This is a genomic window from Pseudomonas sp. Z8(2022) (assembly GCF_025837155.1).
Taxonomy (GTDB): domain Bacteria; phylum Pseudomonadota; class Gammaproteobacteria; order Pseudomonadales; family Pseudomonadaceae; genus Aquipseudomonas.
This window is the reverse complement of sequence record NZ_CP107549.1, coordinates 2,171,392-2,187,210: the sequence shown is the minus strand read 5'-3', so window position 1 is coordinate 2,187,210 and position 15,819 is coordinate 2,171,392. Positions and strand designations below refer to the sequence as shown.

The 15,819-nt window shown below is 60.5% G+C and carries 16 protein-coding genes; 9 read left to right on the top strand and 7 right to left on the bottom strand.

The window, feature by feature from the left end; all coding sequences use genetic code 11:
- Positions 1–228: 228 nt before the first annotated feature.
- Positions 229–576: an MmcQ/YjbR family DNA-binding protein gene (locus OEG79_RS10380; protein WP_264148636.1), complete on the top strand. Its 348-nt coding sequence runs from the start codon at positions 229–231 to the stop codon at positions 574–576.
- Here the strand turns inward: OEG79_RS10380 and OEG79_RS10375 are convergent.
- The 3 genes from OEG79_RS10375 to OEG79_RS10365 all read right to left on the bottom strand — a co-directional run bounded on the left by OEG79_RS10375 (position 571) and on the right by OEG79_RS10365 (position 3,086).
- Positions 571–1,344, bottom strand: coding sequence for a hypothetical protein (locus tag OEG79_RS10375; RefSeq protein ID WP_264148635.1), 774 nt, complete (start codon positions 1,342–1,344; stop codon positions 571–573). The two genes, OEG79_RS10380 and OEG79_RS10375, sit on opposite strands and share 6 nt — an antisense overlap.
- A 192-nt stretch (positions 1,345–1,536) precedes the next feature.
- Positions 1,537–2,259 carry a cold shock and DUF1294 domain-containing protein gene (locus OEG79_RS10370; RefSeq protein WP_264148634.1) on the bottom strand — a complete coding sequence of 241 codons (723 nt, stop codon included), beginning with the start codon at positions 2,257–2,259 and terminating at the stop codon, positions 1,537–1,539.
- Complete coding sequence (locus OEG79_RS10365; protein ID WP_264148633.1) at positions 2,256–3,086, bottom strand: undecaprenyl-diphosphate phosphatase; 831 nt, start codon at positions 3,084–3,086, stop codon at positions 2,256–2,258. The genes OEG79_RS10370 and OEG79_RS10365 overlap by 4 nt, the downstream gene beginning before the upstream one ends.
- A gap of 250 nt (positions 3,087–3,336) precedes the next feature.
- Between OEG79_RS10365 and OEG79_RS10360 the strand changes: the two genes are divergently transcribed.
- Genes OEG79_RS10360 through OEG79_RS10345 form a run of 4 tightly spaced genes read left to right on the top strand, consistent with a single transcriptional unit; the run spans position 3,337 to position 6,761 of the window.
- Positions 3,337–4,971, top strand: a complete 1,635-nt coding sequence (locus OEG79_RS10360; RefSeq protein WP_264148632.1) for a methyl-accepting chemotaxis protein — start codon at positions 3,337–3,339, stop codon at positions 4,969–4,971.
- Positions 4,972–4,978: 7 nt separating this feature from the next.
- Positions 4,979–5,593: a hypothetical protein gene (locus tag OEG79_RS10355; protein WP_264148631.1), complete on the top strand. Its 615-nt coding sequence runs from the start codon at positions 4,979–4,981 to the stop codon at positions 5,591–5,593.
- A 50-nt stretch (positions 5,594–5,643) separates the two neighbouring features.
- On the top strand, positions 5,644–6,213 hold the full coding sequence (gene pnuC, locus OEG79_RS10350; RefSeq protein ID WP_264148630.1) for a nicotinamide riboside transporter PnuC: 570 nt from the start codon (positions 5,644–5,646) through the stop codon (positions 6,211–6,213).
- Positions 6,210–6,761 carry an AAA family ATPase gene (locus OEG79_RS10345; RefSeq protein ID WP_264148629.1) on the top strand — a complete coding sequence of 184 codons (552 nt, stop codon included), beginning with the start codon at positions 6,210–6,212 and terminating at the stop codon, positions 6,759–6,761. Before pnuC ends, OEG79_RS10345 begins: the two co-directional genes overlap by 4 nt.
- Here the strand turns inward: OEG79_RS10345 and OEG79_RS10340 are convergent.
- A complete protein-coding gene (locus tag OEG79_RS10340) occupies positions 6,729–7,196 on the bottom strand; it encodes a DUF3429 domain-containing protein (RefSeq protein WP_264148628.1) in 468 nt (155 codons plus the stop codon). The two genes, OEG79_RS10345 and OEG79_RS10340, sit on opposite strands and share 33 nt — an antisense overlap.
- A 67-nt stretch (positions 7,197–7,263) precedes the next feature.
- On the bottom strand, positions 7,264–8,469 hold the full coding sequence (locus OEG79_RS10335) for a sigma-54-dependent transcriptional regulator (protein WP_264148627.1): 1,206 nt from the start codon (positions 8,467–8,469) through the stop codon (positions 7,264–7,266).
- A 227-nt stretch (positions 8,470–8,696) separates the two neighbouring features.
- On the opposite strand from OEG79_RS10335, the gene OEG79_RS10330 reads away from it, so the two are divergent.
- The 4 genes from OEG79_RS10330 (at position 8,697) to OEG79_RS10315 (ending at position 12,565) form a co-directional block, all read left to right on the top strand.
- Positions 8,697–10,571: a di-heme-cytochrome C peroxidase gene (locus OEG79_RS10330; protein WP_264148626.1), complete on the top strand. Its 1,875-nt coding sequence runs from the start codon at positions 8,697–8,699 to the stop codon at positions 10,569–10,571.
- Positions 10,572–10,604: 33 nt separating this feature from the next.
- On the top strand, positions 10,605–11,798 hold the full coding sequence (locus tag OEG79_RS10325) for a catalase family protein (RefSeq protein ID WP_264148625.1): 1,194 nt from the start codon (positions 10,605–10,607) through the stop codon (positions 11,796–11,798).
- A gap of 172 nt (positions 11,799–11,970) precedes the next feature.
- The gene (locus OEG79_RS10320; protein ID WP_264148624.1) at positions 11,971–12,237 is read left to right on the top strand and encodes a hypothetical protein; all 267 of its coding nucleotides are present in this window, start codon (positions 11,971–11,973) and stop codon (positions 12,235–12,237) included.
- 100 nt (positions 12,238–12,337) lie between these two features.
- On the top strand, positions 12,338–12,565 hold the full coding sequence (locus OEG79_RS10315) for a DUF1272 domain-containing protein (RefSeq protein WP_264148623.1): 228 nt from the start codon (positions 12,338–12,340) through the stop codon (positions 12,563–12,565).
- Positions 12,566–12,613: 48 nt separating this feature from the next.
- Here the strand turns inward: OEG79_RS10315 and nfuA are convergent, their stop codons facing one another.
- Both nfuA and OEG79_RS10305 read right to left on the bottom strand, forming a co-directional pair.
- Entirely contained in the window at positions 12,614–13,198 is a 585-nt protein-coding gene (gene nfuA, locus OEG79_RS10310) for a Fe-S biogenesis protein NfuA (RefSeq protein WP_264148622.1), read from the bottom strand.
- Positions 13,199–13,424: 226 nt separating this feature from the next.
- A complete protein-coding gene (locus OEG79_RS10305; RefSeq protein WP_264148621.1) occupies positions 13,425–15,701 on the bottom strand; it encodes a fatty acid cis/trans isomerase in 2,277 nt (758 codons plus the stop codon).
- Positions 15,702–15,819: the final 118 nt, after the last annotated feature.

The following is a 15,819-nucleotide window of genomic DNA, read 5'->3' as shown; positions in this document are numbered from 1 at the left end:
CAGCAGATGGCGCCAGCTCGCGGATGATCACGGGACGCGGAGTCTACAGGACAGCCATACATGATGCCGAAAAGCCATGAATTGCTGGCAATTCGGTCTGACGTGCACCGTCCTCGGCTTGGGCAGGAACGCTATCCCAGTGGAAACCGCCCCGCCAGATAACAGAACGCAGCAGCCTATTGGCGCAGCGCACACTAGACTGCGCTGCAGACCTTCAAGGAGACATTCATGACAACGGATCAGATCAGCGCCTTTTGTCTCGCCTTGCCTGGCGCTCGCGAAGACATCAAATGGGGGAGCAATCGGGTGTTTTCGGTGGCAGGCAACAAGATGTTCGCCATTCTCCACTTCGTCGGCGAGGATCTGGCCTTCAAGGTCGATGACGACCTGTTCCTCGGCTATGTCGACCGCCCGGGCATTCGCCCTGCACCCTATCTGGCCCGCGCACACTGGATCAGCATGAGCAGCCGACAACTGCCTCTGGGCGACGACGAACTGCGCCAGTTGCTGACTCGCTCGCATCAGCTGGTAGTGCGCAGGCTGCCGAAACGCCTGCAGCCGGGGCTGCTGCTATAGCGGGGTGGTCATCTCCAGGTGAATGATCCGTCGCTGCTGCAGGCTGACTGGAGGCTCGAAGACCTGACGATAGTGTTCCCTGGCCAGGCGGCGGATCAGACCGCTGCGTTGTGCCTGCGGCAACAGTTCCTGCAGTAACCGGTGCAGCTCCGGGCGCGCCGGTGAAACGTAGAGAATGTGATCCTGTGCGTAGCTGAATACCAGGTTGCGCTCCACTTCCAGGCCGGGATGCTGGCTCCACTCACTCGCCATCTCGTGGGCGCCGCGAGGCAGATAGTCGATCGGCCGCGTCTGCGAGGCCACCATGCGGTAGAGCCGTTTCCAGTCCCCGTCGACAGTCGTCACTGGCAGGCCGTTCATTTCCCAGATGGTCCGATCCGCCCAGGCCGAGCCCATGCCTGCCACCAGCTGCAGACGGCGAAAGTCCTCCAGCCCCCGCACCGAGTCATACAACGCCTGCCTCCCCTTGGGAATGAAGAGGATGCGCTGGTTGACCAGATTGTCGGTCATATCCACCCGAACCGGCAGAAACCGGCGCTCACGCTCTGCTGTAGGCCCCAGGATCAGTGCACTGACGTCCCCACGCTGCAACATGAGCTCCAGGCGCGTCATCGGCAGATTGCCAAGCTCCTGCACGACGACCCGATGTTCCCCCAAGGCAAGAGCCTGCTCGAGCAGCAGGCGGGAATAGGCTACTGACTCGGGCGTGCCGCCCAGGGCCAGGTGCACCACGGCAGAAGCATGCGCGGAAACGGAAAGCCAGCCCAACAGGACGAGGCCAAAGATTCGGACACAGGCCGCAAGGCGCTGTCCCGCGCCGGCTGCCCTGCTTTTTTTCATTGTTATTGTCGTTGGCATACTGCTCTCGCCAGGCTGACGGAGTCCCTCCCCTGCGGACTCCGGACTCCAAAAATAGTCGTTTACCTCGGGTAAATGCCAGTGCCTCCGCAGCCTGTCCTGCTACGCCGTCAGTGACAGGATGTAGTGCGCTACATACCTGCCGTCGAGTAGCAGCAGATCGATCCAGAACGCCTGATGAGCCGCGACGATCAGCCAGAAAATCGCCTGATAGGACGCCTTGCGCGTCTTGTGGCGGAAGGTCTGCTGGGCAATCAGCGCGCCTGGCCATCCCCCGGCCAGCTCTACCAGGTGCAAGGTGTTTTCGGGCGTACGACGACTTCCAGTCTGGGCGCTGCGCTTGTCCAGCCAGTACTGGGCAAAGCTCAGCAGACTGGCCAGCAGATAAAGCGGCAACAGCCACCAGAACCCCTTGCCGAACAGTTGCAAGGCACCGAGCAACGGCAATGCGCACAGCAGCGCGAATATCACGGCCTTGCTGGAGAAATTCCGGATGGATCCTTGCGCTACTGCCTTTTGCGCAGGCCTGGCAGGAGGCCTTCGTGCGGCCGGAGCAGCCTTTTCCGGACGCCTTGATTCTCGCCGGATCGCCTGGCGATCGAGACTCAGCGCGCCCGCCAGACGCATATGCTCGGCGCGCGGCCGGCCGCGAGGATCACGCCCTTGGATGAACAGCACCTCGTCACCGAGTTGCGGCCGGCGATCACCGCGCATCACGGAGATATGTGCAAAAACCTCGGCTCCACCGTCCTGCGGCTGGATGAAACCGAAGCCCTTGTCGTCATCCCAGCTTTTCAGGCGCCCCTTGCGCTCGGTATCGATCACGGCTGCGCAGTGCTCCAGTCGATCAGGTGCAATTGCCAGGTGGCGAGAATCAGCAGACCAAAAGCGATTCGGTACCAGGCGAACACTGCGTAGCTGTGATTGGTGATGAATCTGAGCAAAGCACGCACGGTGATCATCGCGACGATGAAGGTGCTGATGAAACCGACGGCGAAAAACGGCAAATCGCTCATCTGCAGAATGTCGCGGTACTTGATCAGCGAATAGACCGTGGCCGCCACCATGGTCGGCATGGCCAGGAAGAAGGAGAACTCGGTAGCGGCCTTGCGCGACAGACCGAATACCAGGCCACCGATAATGGTGGCGCCCGAGCGCGAAGTGCCGGGAATCAGCGCAAGACACTGGGCGAAGCCTACCTTCAGCGCCAGCTTCCAGTTCATCTCGTCCACCGTTTCGGCCCTGATCGCATGATTACGCTTCTCGGCCCAAAGCATGACGCCACCACCGATGATCAGTGCCATGGCAACGGTAATGGGATTGAACAGCCAGTGTTCGATCAGATCGGCGAAGGCCAGACCGAAGATGACTGCCGGAATGAATGCCAGCAGCAGATTGAAGGTGAAATGCTGGGCCTTCGGATCATTGGGCAAGCCCATTACCACGCCGAGCACTTTCGCGCGAAATTCCCAGATGACGGCCAGGATGGCGCCAAGCTGGATGATGATCTTGAATGCGGTTGCCTTTTCCCCCTCGAAGCCCAGCAGGTCACCGACCACGATCAGATGCCCGGTACTGGAAATGGGCAAGAACTCGGTCAGGCCTTCCACCGTGCCCAGAATCAGGGCCTGAAAGGCCATCCAGATATCCATCAAATCCCCCAAAGCGCGGCGACTCACCTACGCGTAAAACTGAAACGTGAACATAGGCCCGGCCGTGGGACACAAACCCACCGCGGAGGTTCCTCGCGTGGGGCTGGGCAAGTGCTTGTTCAGGTTCTGCGCCCAGCTGCCGAAATGCTATCAGACAACTAGAGTGAATAACGCCTCAATGTGACAGTATTGGCTCGCGCATCCTGGAGGCGCTCGGTTGTCGATAATTACAACATCCTGGTATTCGTCCATGAATAGCTTACGCAGTCTTCCCATCAGCCGCCGCCTGTGGCTGATTCTGGCCCTGGCCATCCTGACGCTGATCCTGCAAGGCACCTACATGCTGCGCCAGATCCATGCCGACCTCTACCTCAGCAAATCGGAGAAGACCGAGCATGTGGTGCAGAGTGCGGCAGGTATCCTCAAATACTTCCATGATCTGGAAAGCGCCGGCACCCTGAGCCGCGAAGACGCGCAGAAACAGGCGATGGAAGCGATACGCGGCCTGCGCTACGACGGTCAGGAGTACTTCTGGATCAACGACCAGACCCCCGTCATGCTCATGCATCCGATGAACGTCAAGCTTGAGGGACAGAATCTCTCGGGGTTCAAGGACCCGGATGGCAAGGCGCTGTTCAACGAGATGGTCGCCATCACCCGCAGCAAGGGCGCCGGCCAGGTCGATTACCGCTGGCCGAAGCCGGGTGCCAGCGATCCCGTACCGAAGATTTCCTACGTCGAGCTGTTCCAGCCCTGGGGCTGGATCATCGGTTCCGGCGTCTATGTCGATGACGTGCAGGAGGAATTCAGGGCCCAGGCGATCAAAGCCATGAGCATCGGCCTGTTGATCGCCCTCCTCCTTACCGCACTGGTGGTGCTGATCACCCGCAGCATCGTGCAGCCGCTACAGGCCGCCGTGGACGCCATGGCCAACATCGCCAGCGGCGAAGGCGACCTGACCCGCAACCTGGACGCCCACGGCCGCGATGAACTCACCTCGCTGGCCAAGCATTTCAACGCCTTTACCGAGAAGTTGCGCCACGTCATCCGGCAGATGCTCGATTCGGCCGGCTCGCTGGATCAGGCCGCGCGGACACTCGGCGACATTTCCAGTGAAGCGCAACGCCACAGCCAGCAACAGGCGCAACAGATGGAATTGGTGGCTACCGCTGTCAATGAGGTGACCTACGGCGTCCAGGACGTGGCGAAGAACGCCGAGCACGCTTCCAGCGAAATGCATTCGGCTGAGGATCAGGCCAGTCAGGGCCAGCAGAATATCGAAGCAAGCCTGCGCCAGATCGACCAGCTCTCGGGCACCATCGACAAGGCCGTAGAGGTCATCCAGTCGCTGGCCAGCGAAAGCACGCAGATCGGCAGCGTGCTGGAAGTGATACGCTCCATCGCCGAGCAGACCAACCTGCTCGCACTCAACGCAGCCATCGAAGCGGCGCGCGCTGGCGAACAGGGCCGGGGGTTTGCCGTGGTTGCGGACGAGGTGCGGCTTCTGGCCCAGCGTACACAGCAGTCCACTGCCGAAATCCAGAGCATGATCGAGCGCCTGCAGGGCAACTCCGAGGCGGCCGTCAAAGTCATCCACGAAAGTAGCCGCGCCTCTCAACTGACCGTGGAGCAAGCCAGCCAGGCCGGCGAAAGCCTCGCCCAGATCGCCCAGTCGCTGCGTAACCTGACCGGGCTCAACGCGTCTATCGCCAGCGCCACCCTGGAACAGTCGCACGTGGTGGAAGACATCAATCAGAACGTTACGCAGACCGCAGTGCTGGCTCATAACACCGCCGAGGCTGCCGAACAGTCGAGCGCGGCCAGTCAGCATCTGAAACAGTTGGCCGACCAACTCAATCGTCTGCTCGGGCAGTTCCGCGTATGAGGCACGCATGAGCAGCATGCAGCATCAGGAGGTCGATTTCAGTCGGCCACAGAACCAGGACCTGATCTGGGACCTGGACAGCATGGCCCGGCGGGAGCTGGCTGAACGCTTCATCAAGCTGTTCGAGAACCGTCTGTGCGTTTACTCCGAATCGGTGGGGCAGCTGTACACCAACTACAGCCTGCACTTCCCCACCGACCTCGGACGCAAGATGGTGGTGCTGCCCAACCCCTACGCTTTCCACGACACCCTGCACGGCATCGACAGCCAGGCTATTCGCAAGACCGGTCTGTGCGTGTTGCCGGGCAAGGTGCAGGGCAAACCCGGTCTGCTGCTCAGCACCCAGATCAAGGACGGCGGGCCGGCCCCGAAGACGATGCCATTCAAACCGGCTCTGGCGCAGATCATCAGCAACCAGAAGAAGATCGGTGATCTGTTCCTTCCCGTACTGATGAAGGGCGATCTGCGCGAGTTCGACCAACAGATGCCCTACATCCACCTGCATCGCCTGCAACTGGCGCGCCTGGAGCGCTTGTCGAGCTTCGAGCGTGAGGACATCCAGCAGACCATTACCCGCAAGTTGCTGATGCTCTACCGGCAGGCCGACAGCCTGGTGTGCTGAACCGGCGACATCAGTACAATCGCCAGCCCCTTTCTCTTTGAGGACGCCGCATGTCCTGGCTCGAACTCATTGCTGCCGGGCTCGGCATCATCGCGGTCTGGCTGACCGTCAGGCAGAATCCCTGGTGCTGGCCCATCGGGCTGGTCATGGTGCTGCTTTACGCCTGGCTGTTCTACGACTGGCGCCTGTACTCCAACCTGCTCCTGCAACTGCTGTTCGCCGCCCTGCAACTCTACGGCTGGTGGCAGTGGACCCGCGGCGGCGAACGTCACGACGGGCGCAAGGTCAGCAGACTGGGATTCCTTTCGCTTGCTGCCGGCCTGCTGACAGGGGCTCTCGGCGCCTGGCTGCTCGGCTACCTGATGGTCACCTATACCGACGCCAGCTCACCCTGGCTGGACTCGGCACTGACGGCCTTCAGTCTCGTCGCGCAATTGTGGATGGCGCAGAAACGCCTGCAATGCTGGGCACTGTGGGTAATCGTGGACCTCTGCTACGTAGCCTTCTTTCTGTATAGCGAGCTGTTGCTCACCGCCGCGCTCTACGCAGCCTTCACTGCCCTGGCTGTCAGCGGCTGGCTGAGCTGGCGCCGCGACTCTGCCTTGCAGACTGCACCATGAAAGTACTGGTACTGACCGGGCCGGAATCCAGCGGCAAGAGCTGGCTGGCGGGGGAAATACAGGCGCACTTCGGCGGCGTGGTGGTAGGCGAATACGTCCGCCACTTCATCGACACGCAGCAGCGGGATACCTGCTACGCCGATATTGCCGAAATCGCCCGCGGCCAACTGGCCTGGGAGGACACCGCTCGGGCTGTCAGACCTTCGCTACTGATTCTCGACACGCACCTGCTGAGCAACATGCTGTGGAGCCGGTGCCTGTTTGACGATTGCCCGGACTGGCTGGAGAACGAGCTGCTTGCACGTCACTATGACCAGCACCTGCTGCTCGATCCCGCTGGAGTGCCCTGGGTCGAGGATGGCCAGCGCTGCCAACCGCAGCTGAGTGAGCGCCAGGTGTTTCATCGCGCCTGCCGGGACTGGCTGCTGCTGCACCGCCAGCCGTTCAGCGAGTTGTCCGGCAGTTGGAGCGAACGGCGCCAGGCGGCGCTGGAGCAGGTGGCGGCGCTACTCGGATCATCTGATCAGCACGCTGGCCCAGGCCACTAACAGGCTCAGACAGACCGCCGCCGTCAGAGGCGTGCGCAGCGCCGGGTACCATTGCGGCGCCAGCCCGACGCGCACTGCATGCATATCGGCCAGATACAGGCCGATGAAGGCAAACAGGAAGATCGGCAGCGACAGGCTCACGGGCAGCCCGCCGGCCAGCGCAGCCCAACCCAGCAACGGGGGAATCACCGAAAGCCCCAGCTGCAACTGGGCATGCTCGTCGGTCTCTTCCGCGCGCATCGCCAGGCCCCAGTGAATGGCCCCCATGAAGGCCAGGATCACGGCCGAGAAATCCAGCAGTGCATCAAGCACGAAAGGTCGCCAGCCCAAGGGGATCACCCAGATACCCAGGGCGCCACCGACGAATGGCAACAGCCCGGCGTACCCCAGCAACATGGCCAGCTTCGGCGGCTTCGCGGCGTCGAACGGGTGCATGCAGATCTCCTTGGCGTTAGTTCGACGAGCACCTTAGCAGTGTTTCCCCGGCGTTACAGCAAGAGCCTCAGCGCAAGCGATGCTTGTGCAACAGGCGATAGAAGGTTGGCCGGGAAATCCCGAGCGAGCGCGCCGCCTGGCTCATGTTGTGGGTGTAGCGCGCGAGCACGTCGTTCAGCGCCTGGCGCTCGGCTCGCAGGATGTACTCCTCAAGCGTCACCGGCGCGTCCCTATCGAGCGCAATCGGCTGCAGTTCCAGATCGGTCGCCAGAATCTGTCGCTCCTGTGCTCGTACCAGCGCCCGGACCACGCGATGGTGCAGTTCGCGCACATTGCCCGGCCACGCATGACCGATCATGGCGTTGATCGCGTCCTCGCTGAAACGCCGGTGGTGCCGGCCGATCAGTGCGCCGTGCTGTTTGGCGAAATGCTCGGCCAGCAGCAACAGATCGCCGGGATGCTCGCGCAGGTTCGGCGTGTGCAGTTGTTGCGTTGCCAGCAGATGATGCAGAGCCCGACTGAAATGTCCCTGCTGCACCGCCTGCGTCAGTTCCCCTCGATCCAGAGTCACTAGCGCGGCTCGGGGATGAGCCAACAGGTATGTCAGCAGGCGCTGCTGGGCTGCATCGGACAGCTCTGCGGCATTATCCAGCAGAACAGTGGTGGCATTCGAAGCGGCCATCGTCGCGTCGTCGAAGTGCGCGGCACAATCCATGAAGCGCATGGGCTGTGTCTGGCGCGATGAACGCTGGTGCAGCAAGCGAGCCAGCATATGCTTGCCGCTGCCCCGCTCGCCGCTGATGAGCAATGGGGCTTCGATCCGGCTCAGATGATCCACCTGCTTGCGCAGACTTCGCGCCGGGCCACTGTTGCCCAGAAAATGCAGCGGCTGCCGCCCGCTATTCAACCTGAGCAGGCGCGTGCAGGCCTGCGCCTGCTGCAAGGTTTCCAGCAGGCTTGCCATGTCCACCGGTAATGGCAGCGCCGCGAAGAGCCAATCAGCGAGCAGCTCCTCTATATCGTTCGACTTCGCGAGCTGAGTACTCACCAATGCCACGCACGCCAGGCCTGCATGACGCAGGTCGTTGCGAATATGGCCAGGTTGTTGATCGAGGTGAAGCAAAAGCGCATCGCCAAAGTGCTCATGGACCGTTTCTGGCGTACATGGCTGCAAGGTCCAACCCGCAGCCTGCAGCGACTCGGTCAGCCACTCACATACTGCGAAAGGTTCTAGCACCAGCAGATGCCGTGATAGGACGGATACCGCCTCCATACTTCATCCTTGGCGCCATTATTTTGTAAGTTCAATAAAAACAATGCGTTGGCGCTTCTAACTGTAACGCTAGCAAGAACTTTGACGTTTAATGGATCATTTATTTATAAACCTTGTTCCTGTTAGTTATTGCGTAGATTGCATTATCGGAACGATGGCACCTTGCCAACACTCTGCAGTATTGGCATAAGAGGCGAACTAATAAGAACGCTACAAGGATGTTTCCGATGCGTCTGCTCCGTCGTACCCTGAAGCTCGTCATTCTGTTGGCGCTGATAGTCCTGGCAGTGGCCCTGTATTACGTGGCCAACCCCAACTTGCCGACCTACCAGCAGCCCAGAGAGTTGCATTATTTGCAGCAATGGAGCGACGAGCAGCGCCAGACCTATTACTACACACCGCAAGGCACCACGGTTAAGGGACTGCGCTACGACTGGTTCAGCGCCCTGGAGATGCCATTCGGGACTGAAAAGTTCGCTCGTCTCGATCACCTCGCCCGCTTCGGTTTTCTCACCGATCCTCAGCAGCAGCCGAGCGCACTCAATCCGGGCAACCTGCCCGTGGGTTTTACCCGCCATCAGGACAGCGAGAGCGGAGAGCACTTTCTCGATATCAGTTGCGCCGCCTGTCACACCGGCGAACTGCGCTACAAGGGCCAGGCCGTGCGTATCGACGGTGGCGCCGCCCTGCACTCGCTGGCATCCACCGTTCCCACTCTGCGCGGCGGAGGCTTCGGTCAGGCGCTGGGCATGAGCATGGCCTTCACTTACTACAACCCGCTGAAATTCCGTCGTTTCGCTCAGGAAGTTCTGGGGGACCGGTATCCGCAGGGCCGTGACCAGCTACGTGAAGAGTTCAAGCAGGTACTCGACCGCCTGCTGGCGACGGCATTCAACGACTGGCATCGCGGTCTTTACCCGACCGAAGAAGGGTTTGGCCGTACCGATGCATTCGGGCGGATCGCCAACACCGTATTCGGCGACGCGCTGGACGCCGTCAATTACCGAGTCGCCAATGCCCCGGTGAGCTATCCACATCTCTGGGATATCTGGAAATTCGACTGGGTACAGTGGAATGGTTCGGCCATGCAGCCAATGGCGCGCAATGTCGGCGAGGCTCTTGGCGTAGGCGCCAGCCTGCACCTGCTTGATGAACACGGCCAAGGCGTGGCCGAAGCCGACCGTTACGCCTCAGGCGTGCGCCTGCACGACCTGTATACCCTCGAAGAAACCCTTAAGCAGCTGCAGCCACCCAAATGGCCGCAAGCCATATTCGGCAAGGTGGACCTGCCCCAAGCCAGCCGCGGCAAGGCACTCTATCTTGAAAATTGCGCCTACTGCCACGCGGCCGATCCCAAGCCGCACAACGAGCGCCTGGCACCATCACGCGATCCCGAGTGGCGCATGCGCGTGGTGCCGCTCACCATCGTCGGCACCGATCCGACCACGGCCAACAACATCGCCGACCATCGTTTCGACATCAGCCGGCTGGGCTGGACCAAGGCCGAGCTGTCGAAGCTGGATGTGAAGCTATTCGGCGCCAATCTTGATGACATCGACTTCAAGAACATCTCCAGTGCCAAGGCCCTGGCCTACATCACCGCCTATGTGGAAAACCGCGCCTATCAGGACGCCGGCATAGGACCACGTCAGCGCGAGAAAATGGACGGTTACGGCCTGCCCATCGGCGTACAGGAGAAACGCGGCTACAAGGCGCGCCCGCTCGACGGTATCTGGGCCACGCCACCTTTTCTGCACAACGGCTCGGTACCCAATCTGTTCGAACTGCTCTCCCCTGTTTATGAACGGCAGCCTCAGTTCTGGGTCGGCAACTTTGAATACGATCCGGTACGGGTGGGCTATCGCAGCGAGCAGTTCGCCGGCGGCTTCCTGTTCGACACCCGCATCACCGGCAATGGCAACGGTGGCCACGAGTTCCGCGATGGCTGCCGTCAGGAAGGTGTGATCGGCCGGGCCCTGTCACCAGACGAGCGCCTGGCACTGATCGAATACCTCAAGGTGCTCGGCAATGCCGAACTGGAAAGCCAGCTCAGTGATGTGCCGGTACGCCCCTGGACGCCGGGCCCGAGCTGCGAAGGCTGATTTCAACCGATACCAAGAACAAGGATTGCAACGATGTTGAAACGCTTCTGGATCTGGCTGGGTCGTCTGCTTGGCAAACTGCTGCTGACCGTCACGCTCGTCGGTCTGGTTGGCTGGGGACTGGGCGAAGCCTATTACGCCTGGAAATTCTCCGGCCCGGTTTCCACCCAGGAAGAGATCGCCCCGGATGAAGCCGCCCTGAGCCGGCTGATCATTGAAGATGCGGTGCGCATCGTCGAACAGCACCGTGACAATACCCGCGTACTGCGCGACGCCCATGCCAAGGCACACGGTTGCGTCAGAGCCGAGGTACAGGTGTTGGACACACTGGACGAATCCTTGCGCCACGGCGTATTCAGTGAGCCAGGGCATACCTGGCAAGCCTGGATGCGTCTGTCCAACGGCAATGCCTACCCGCAGTTCGACCGCGCCCGCGATGCCCGCGGCATGGCTCTGAAGCTGCTCGACGTGCCAGGTGAAAAACTCATGAAGAACCCGGCACATGCCGGGGAGCAGGATTTCGTGATGTTCAATCACCCGGCCTTTTTCGTGCGCGACGTGGCCGAGTATCGCAGCAACTTCGCCGCCCAGGCTGACGGCAAGAAGGTCCAGGCGTTCTTTCCCAGCTGGGACCCGCGAACCTGGGAAATACGCCACATGATCATCGCGCTCAAGACCCTGGCGCCTGCACCGCAAAGCCCGGTGGCTACGACCTACAACTCCATCGCTCCGTTCAAGCTCGGTGAGCTGAACATCAAGTACCGTGTGATACCGGCACCGCAGAATTGCCCACCCTATGAGTTGCCGGAACAGAACACCGATTTGCCCAATTTCCTGCGCAACGCGCTTTACCAGCAGCTGTCACTGGATCGCGCCCCCGCATGCTTCGAACTTCAGGTGCAAAAACAGAACGCGCAGTACTACATGCCCATCGAAGATCCGACAGTGGTATGGAGTGAAAAGATATCGCCCTTCGAAAGCGTCGCGCGCATAACCGTGCAACCTCAGGACTTCGATAGTCACGAACAAAACCTGTTCTGCGACAATTTGTCCTTCAACCCCTGGCATGCGTTGCCCGAACACCGCCCTATCGGTGGGATTAACCGTTTGCGCAAGTCGGTATATGAAGCGGTAAGTGCCTACCGACATCAGCGCAACGCTCCGCCCCCCGCTGCGCCTGAGCCGCAGGTAAAGGACGGGCAGGCAGAGGTGGAACTTTCACAGTAGAAAGTTGTAATCGCCGAGACGTCCGAAGTTTTAATTGAGGCACTTCGCGCAGCAATAAAACTTTTTCCAGCAACCTGTGACTTTTGGGTTCATTGAGTTCATCAACAGCAATGTAAGGCCAACATGCTGGCCGCAATTAAATTGTTGGGATCAACTCGGAGATACCGAACCCATGAATACACCACTGCGTTTCAACGAAGCCTTGCTGATTGCCGATCGCGCCTTCCGCCCGTTCCAGTGCGTGGCCTGGGAAGCGCAGAATGGCACCGGTATCGTCAACATCAGCGTCGTCGACCGCACCAGCACCCGTCTGCTCGGTCGCCAACTGTCCAGCGCAACCTATACCGACCCGCAACAGCTGGAAGAGGCGCTGCAGCGTTCCCGCGACGAGCTGCGTAGCCAGGGTTTCGACCTGGCACCGTGGAGCATGCCCGAGTAAGTCCTTTCCGGGGCGCCTTGCGCGCCCCCAGATTTTCCCGTTGCACCCGGCTCTCCGAAGATTGCAGACTCCTGCAACCCCAACGTGCCGAGTCCGGACGATGCTTGAACTGCGCCCCAATTGCGAGAACTGCGACTGCGATCTGCCGGCAGCCAGTCCTGACGCTCTGATCTGCTCCTTCGAATGCACCTTCTGCCGCTCCTGCGCCGAGTCGGTTCTGGCATTACGCTGCCCGAACTGTGGCGGTGAACTGGTAAGGCGGCCGATCCGTCCAGCGGAAAAACTCAAACGTTTTCCTGCCTCCAGCAAACGCGTGCACAAGGCCTGAACAAAAAAGGGGCGACAACTGTCGCCCCTTTTCATGCGCAAGCGCCTATCAGTAATAGGCGTTTTCGCGATTGCTGTGGTCGGTCACGTCACGCACACCCTTGAGTTCGGGAATACGTTCGAGCAGGGTTTTCTCGATACCTTCCTTGAGGGTGTAATCAGCCTGACCACAGCCCTGGCAACCACCACCGAACTGCAACACGGCGATGCCTTCATCGACTACGTCGACCAGGCTGACCTGGCCGCCGTGGCTGGCCAGACCGGGATTGATCTCGGTCTGCAGGTAGTAATTGATGCGTTCGTTCAGCGGACTATCCTCGTTGACCATCGGCACCTTGGCGTTCGGCGCCTTGATGGTCAGCTGGCCGCCCATGCGGTCGGTAGCGTAGTCGACTACGGCATCTTCGAGGAAAGGCTCGCTGATCGCGTCGATCCAGGCCGTGAAGCTGGCCAGCCCAACGGCGGTGTCTTCAGGCTTCTGCTCACCCGGCTTGCAGTAGGCGATGCAGGTTTCCGCATAGGGCGTACCCGGCTGGGTGATGAAAACGCGGATGCCGATACCCGGGGTGTCCTGCTTGCTCAGCAGCTCAGCCAGATAGTCTTCGGCAGCTTGGGTAATGGTGATGGCACTCATGGCAACTCCTCACGGTCATGCGGCAGATTGTACGCCAAGTGACGACCCGAATAAAGTCCTACTAAATTACTCGGGATAGCAGCCACAACCCTCTCGCTCGGTTTGCTAACCGAAATCCTTCTTCGCTGGTTTCAGACCGGTTGCCTGACTGAACGCTCCAAGGTCCGACCTCACTGGCGGGAGAAAGGCCGGTGTATGGGCAGAGGCGCGCTGTTTTCGCGCTTTGCTAGAGATTCTGGTAGCGGTTCATATCCAGTACCCCTGCCTCCAGCGGCTGGGTTTCACGGATATGCTCGGCCAGATCGTGGAAATAACGCCAGAACTCGGGATGGCTGCGGCGCACGCCCCAGCGTTGAACGATACGCTCGAAGGATTTTGCATTGCTGACACCTTCCATCTGTCTGACGAAGGCATCCACCTCACCGGCCTTCACGCTGAACAGGAAGTTCGGGTAACTGCTCAGCACTTCCGGGTAGATGGTCAGGGTGTCCAGGCGCGGTTGATAGCGCAGCTCCTCACCCAGCATGAAGGCCACGTTGCTGTGTGCACGGTTGCGCAGCAGGCTGTAGATCTCGCGCGAGCCGTCGCCCAGCTCCACCCGCAGCATGGTCGCTTCCGGTAGATGATCAATCACCCGCAAGCCCGCTGCCGGACGACTGGCCAGACGCGACAGTGCCTGCTCGGCCTGCTGCAGCTCCTTGGGTAGACCGTTGCGATAACAGTGCGCCCCCAGGCAGCGGTTGATCGGATCAGGCCGTGCATTGAGCCTCGCATAGCGTTGCAGCAACTGTTCGGCGAACTGCTTCTTCGGGTCCTTGTCCGTCAGTCCAAGGGCGCTTGGCGAGCGGTGATCGACCGAGGTGTAATCCAGCAACATCTTCAGTTTTCCGCTGTTCTGATACCAGTCGTCGAGGTAACCCTCGCGAGAAGGAGCCGGCAACAGGCGCAGGAAATTCACCTCCGCACCGTTGCGGATCAGGTCGAAATACAGGCGTGTCTGCGCCTGGTGCGAGACATTGCCGAATACATCGAAGTTGACCACCAGTTGATAGTAGGTGCGCTCCAGCAGCGGGTAATCCAGCCACCAGAGGGTTTGCGGAACCTCCCCCAACAGCCCTTTGCGAACCGATGCACTGTCGTGTTGGCGGAAGATCGAGAGCAGCGCATTGTCGTTGCGACTCCAGACATGTTCCCAGTCCGCCGGCGGCGCGTCGGCGTAGGCATCCTTGCGCAAGCGCTCATAGGCGTTGCGCTTGTCACGATAGTTGCGCCACAGCCCCAGCAGATCGCCGATATCGTCGAACTGGCCAGGCATGGCCAACAGTGGCGTGGCCTCGCGCTGATACTCGGCATCGGTGATGTACAGATCGTGCTCCGGCGCCTGGAACAACGCCCAGAAATTGTCGCGAATCACATCGGTGGCGATCTGCCCGCGGCACACCGGGCCACGGATGAAGGTGCGCACGAAGTATTCGGCGTCATCGAGCATGAACTGATAACGCGCCTTTGCCGGGATCGCGGCGAAGGTTTCGAACGGGTTGGCACGACGTTGCGCGCCATAACCCGGTACCGCGTCGAGTGCCCAGTCCTCGCCGAAGAACAGCGCCTTGACCCGTGCCAGCTTGTCCTCGCCCAGGGGATAGGTGATATGCGTCTTGTGCACGATTACCCCCTGAATCGGCCGCAGGCGGTAGTAGAACTCGGAACCGGGATCGTCGTTCGGGCGACGGGTGGCGATGGGATCGACGGGTTGGCCGCCAGGGGTACGGGAGCGCACGATCTGGAAAAAATGCCCTGGCTCGCCGTCCCCGAAGTACAAATGAGCGAGGAACAGATGCTCGTACAACCAGCGCGACACCAGGTCCTGTCGCGCACCGGGAGCATTCAGAAAGCCTTCCCACTGCTTTATCTGGCGCAGCTCGGCCGCACTGGGCTCAAGCGTCTGTTCGGTAACAGCACCTCCTTGCGCCATCCACTGTTGCAGAGTGGCGTACTCGCCATCACTCAGGCCGGTTACGGCGAATGGCATACCACCATGGGGATTTTTCTGCGCATAGGCAGCGAATTCGACCGGCGTCGGGCAACTGTTGGCGCGAGTGATGGCGATATCCAGGTTGTCGGGCAACTTGGCGTTGGGCTCGAGCGGTCGGCTTCGCCCAAGTTCCAGCATGCGCTTGATCAGCGCAGCCTGACCGCTCTGACCATCGAGCACCGAATGGAAATCGCGTTTGCGCCAAGCGCCCTCGCCTTGCTCATCCAGGTACAACCGCGTGGTCGGCTGCGCCTTGGTACGCGTGCCGTCATAGACGAGTTGCTTGCTGGCGCCACGCAGAATGCCCTCACCGCTGCCGAGATTGAGCTGACAGGGCGCGTCGTAACAGGAGTGGCAGGCCACACATTTGTGAGTGAGGATGGGCTGAACGTCATCAATGTAGGAAATTGCTTCGGCGCGGGCCAGGCCAGCTGCGAAGGAAAGAAATAGCAGTGCAGCAGGCTTGAGCATGGCCACGTCCTTGAATCCGGTGCCGACGATTCTAGCGAGACGGCGATCTCAGCAACATGAATGAAATTCATGGAAACCGCCAAGGCGCTCCAGAACCCTGCAGCTTTGCTATCATCGC

Bases quoted from the DNA above. Each gene is read 5' to 3' on its own strand.
- OEG79_RS10305 (WP_264148621.1), bottom strand. From the start codon at position 15,701: ATGCTCAAGCCTGCTGCACTGCTATTTCTTTCCTTCGCAGCTGGCCTG.
- OEG79_RS10340 (WP_264148628.1), bottom strand. From the start codon at position 7,196: ATGCACCCGTTCGACGCCGCGAAGCCGCCGAAGCTGGCCATGTTGCTG.
- OEG79_RS10345 (WP_264148629.1), top strand. From the start codon at position 6,210: ATGAAAGTACTGGTACTGACCGGGCCGGAATCCAGCGGCAAGAGCTGG.
- OEG79_RS10380 (WP_264148636.1), top strand. From the start codon at position 229: ATGACAACGGATCAGATCAGCGCCTTTTGTCTCGCCTTGCCTGGCGCT.
- OEG79_RS10335 (WP_264148627.1), bottom strand. From the start codon at position 8,469: ATGGAGGCGGTATCCGTCCTATCACGGCATCTGCTGGTGCTAGAACCT.
- OEG79_RS10330 (WP_264148626.1), top strand. From the start codon at position 8,697: ATGCGTCTGCTCCGTCGTACCCTGAAGCTCGTCATTCTGTTGGCGCTG.
- nfuA (WP_264148622.1), bottom strand. From the start codon at position 13,198: ATGAGTGCCATCACCATTACCCAAGCTGCCGAAGACTATCTGGCTGAG.
- OEG79_RS10355 (WP_264148631.1), top strand. From the start codon at position 4,979: ATGAGCAGCATGCAGCATCAGGAGGTCGATTTCAGTCGGCCACAGAAC.
- OEG79_RS10325 (WP_264148625.1), top strand. From the start codon at position 10,605: ATGTTGAAACGCTTCTGGATCTGGCTGGGTCGTCTGCTTGGCAAACTG.
- pnuC (WP_264148630.1), top strand. From the start codon at position 5,644: ATGTCCTGGCTCGAACTCATTGCTGCCGGGCTCGGCATCATCGCGGTC.
- OEG79_RS10315 (WP_264148623.1), top strand. From the start codon at position 12,338: ATGCTTGAACTGCGCCCCAATTGCGAGAACTGCGACTGCGATCTGCCG.
- OEG79_RS10320 (WP_264148624.1), top strand. From the start codon at position 11,971: ATGAATACACCACTGCGTTTCAACGAAGCCTTGCTGATTGCCGATCGC.
- OEG79_RS10360 (WP_264148632.1), top strand. From the start codon at position 3,337: ATGAATAGCTTACGCAGTCTTCCCATCAGCCGCCGCCTGTGGCTGATT.
- OEG79_RS10365 (WP_264148633.1), bottom strand. From the start codon at position 3,086: ATGGATATCTGGATGGCCTTTCAGGCCCTGATTCTGGGCACGGTGGAA.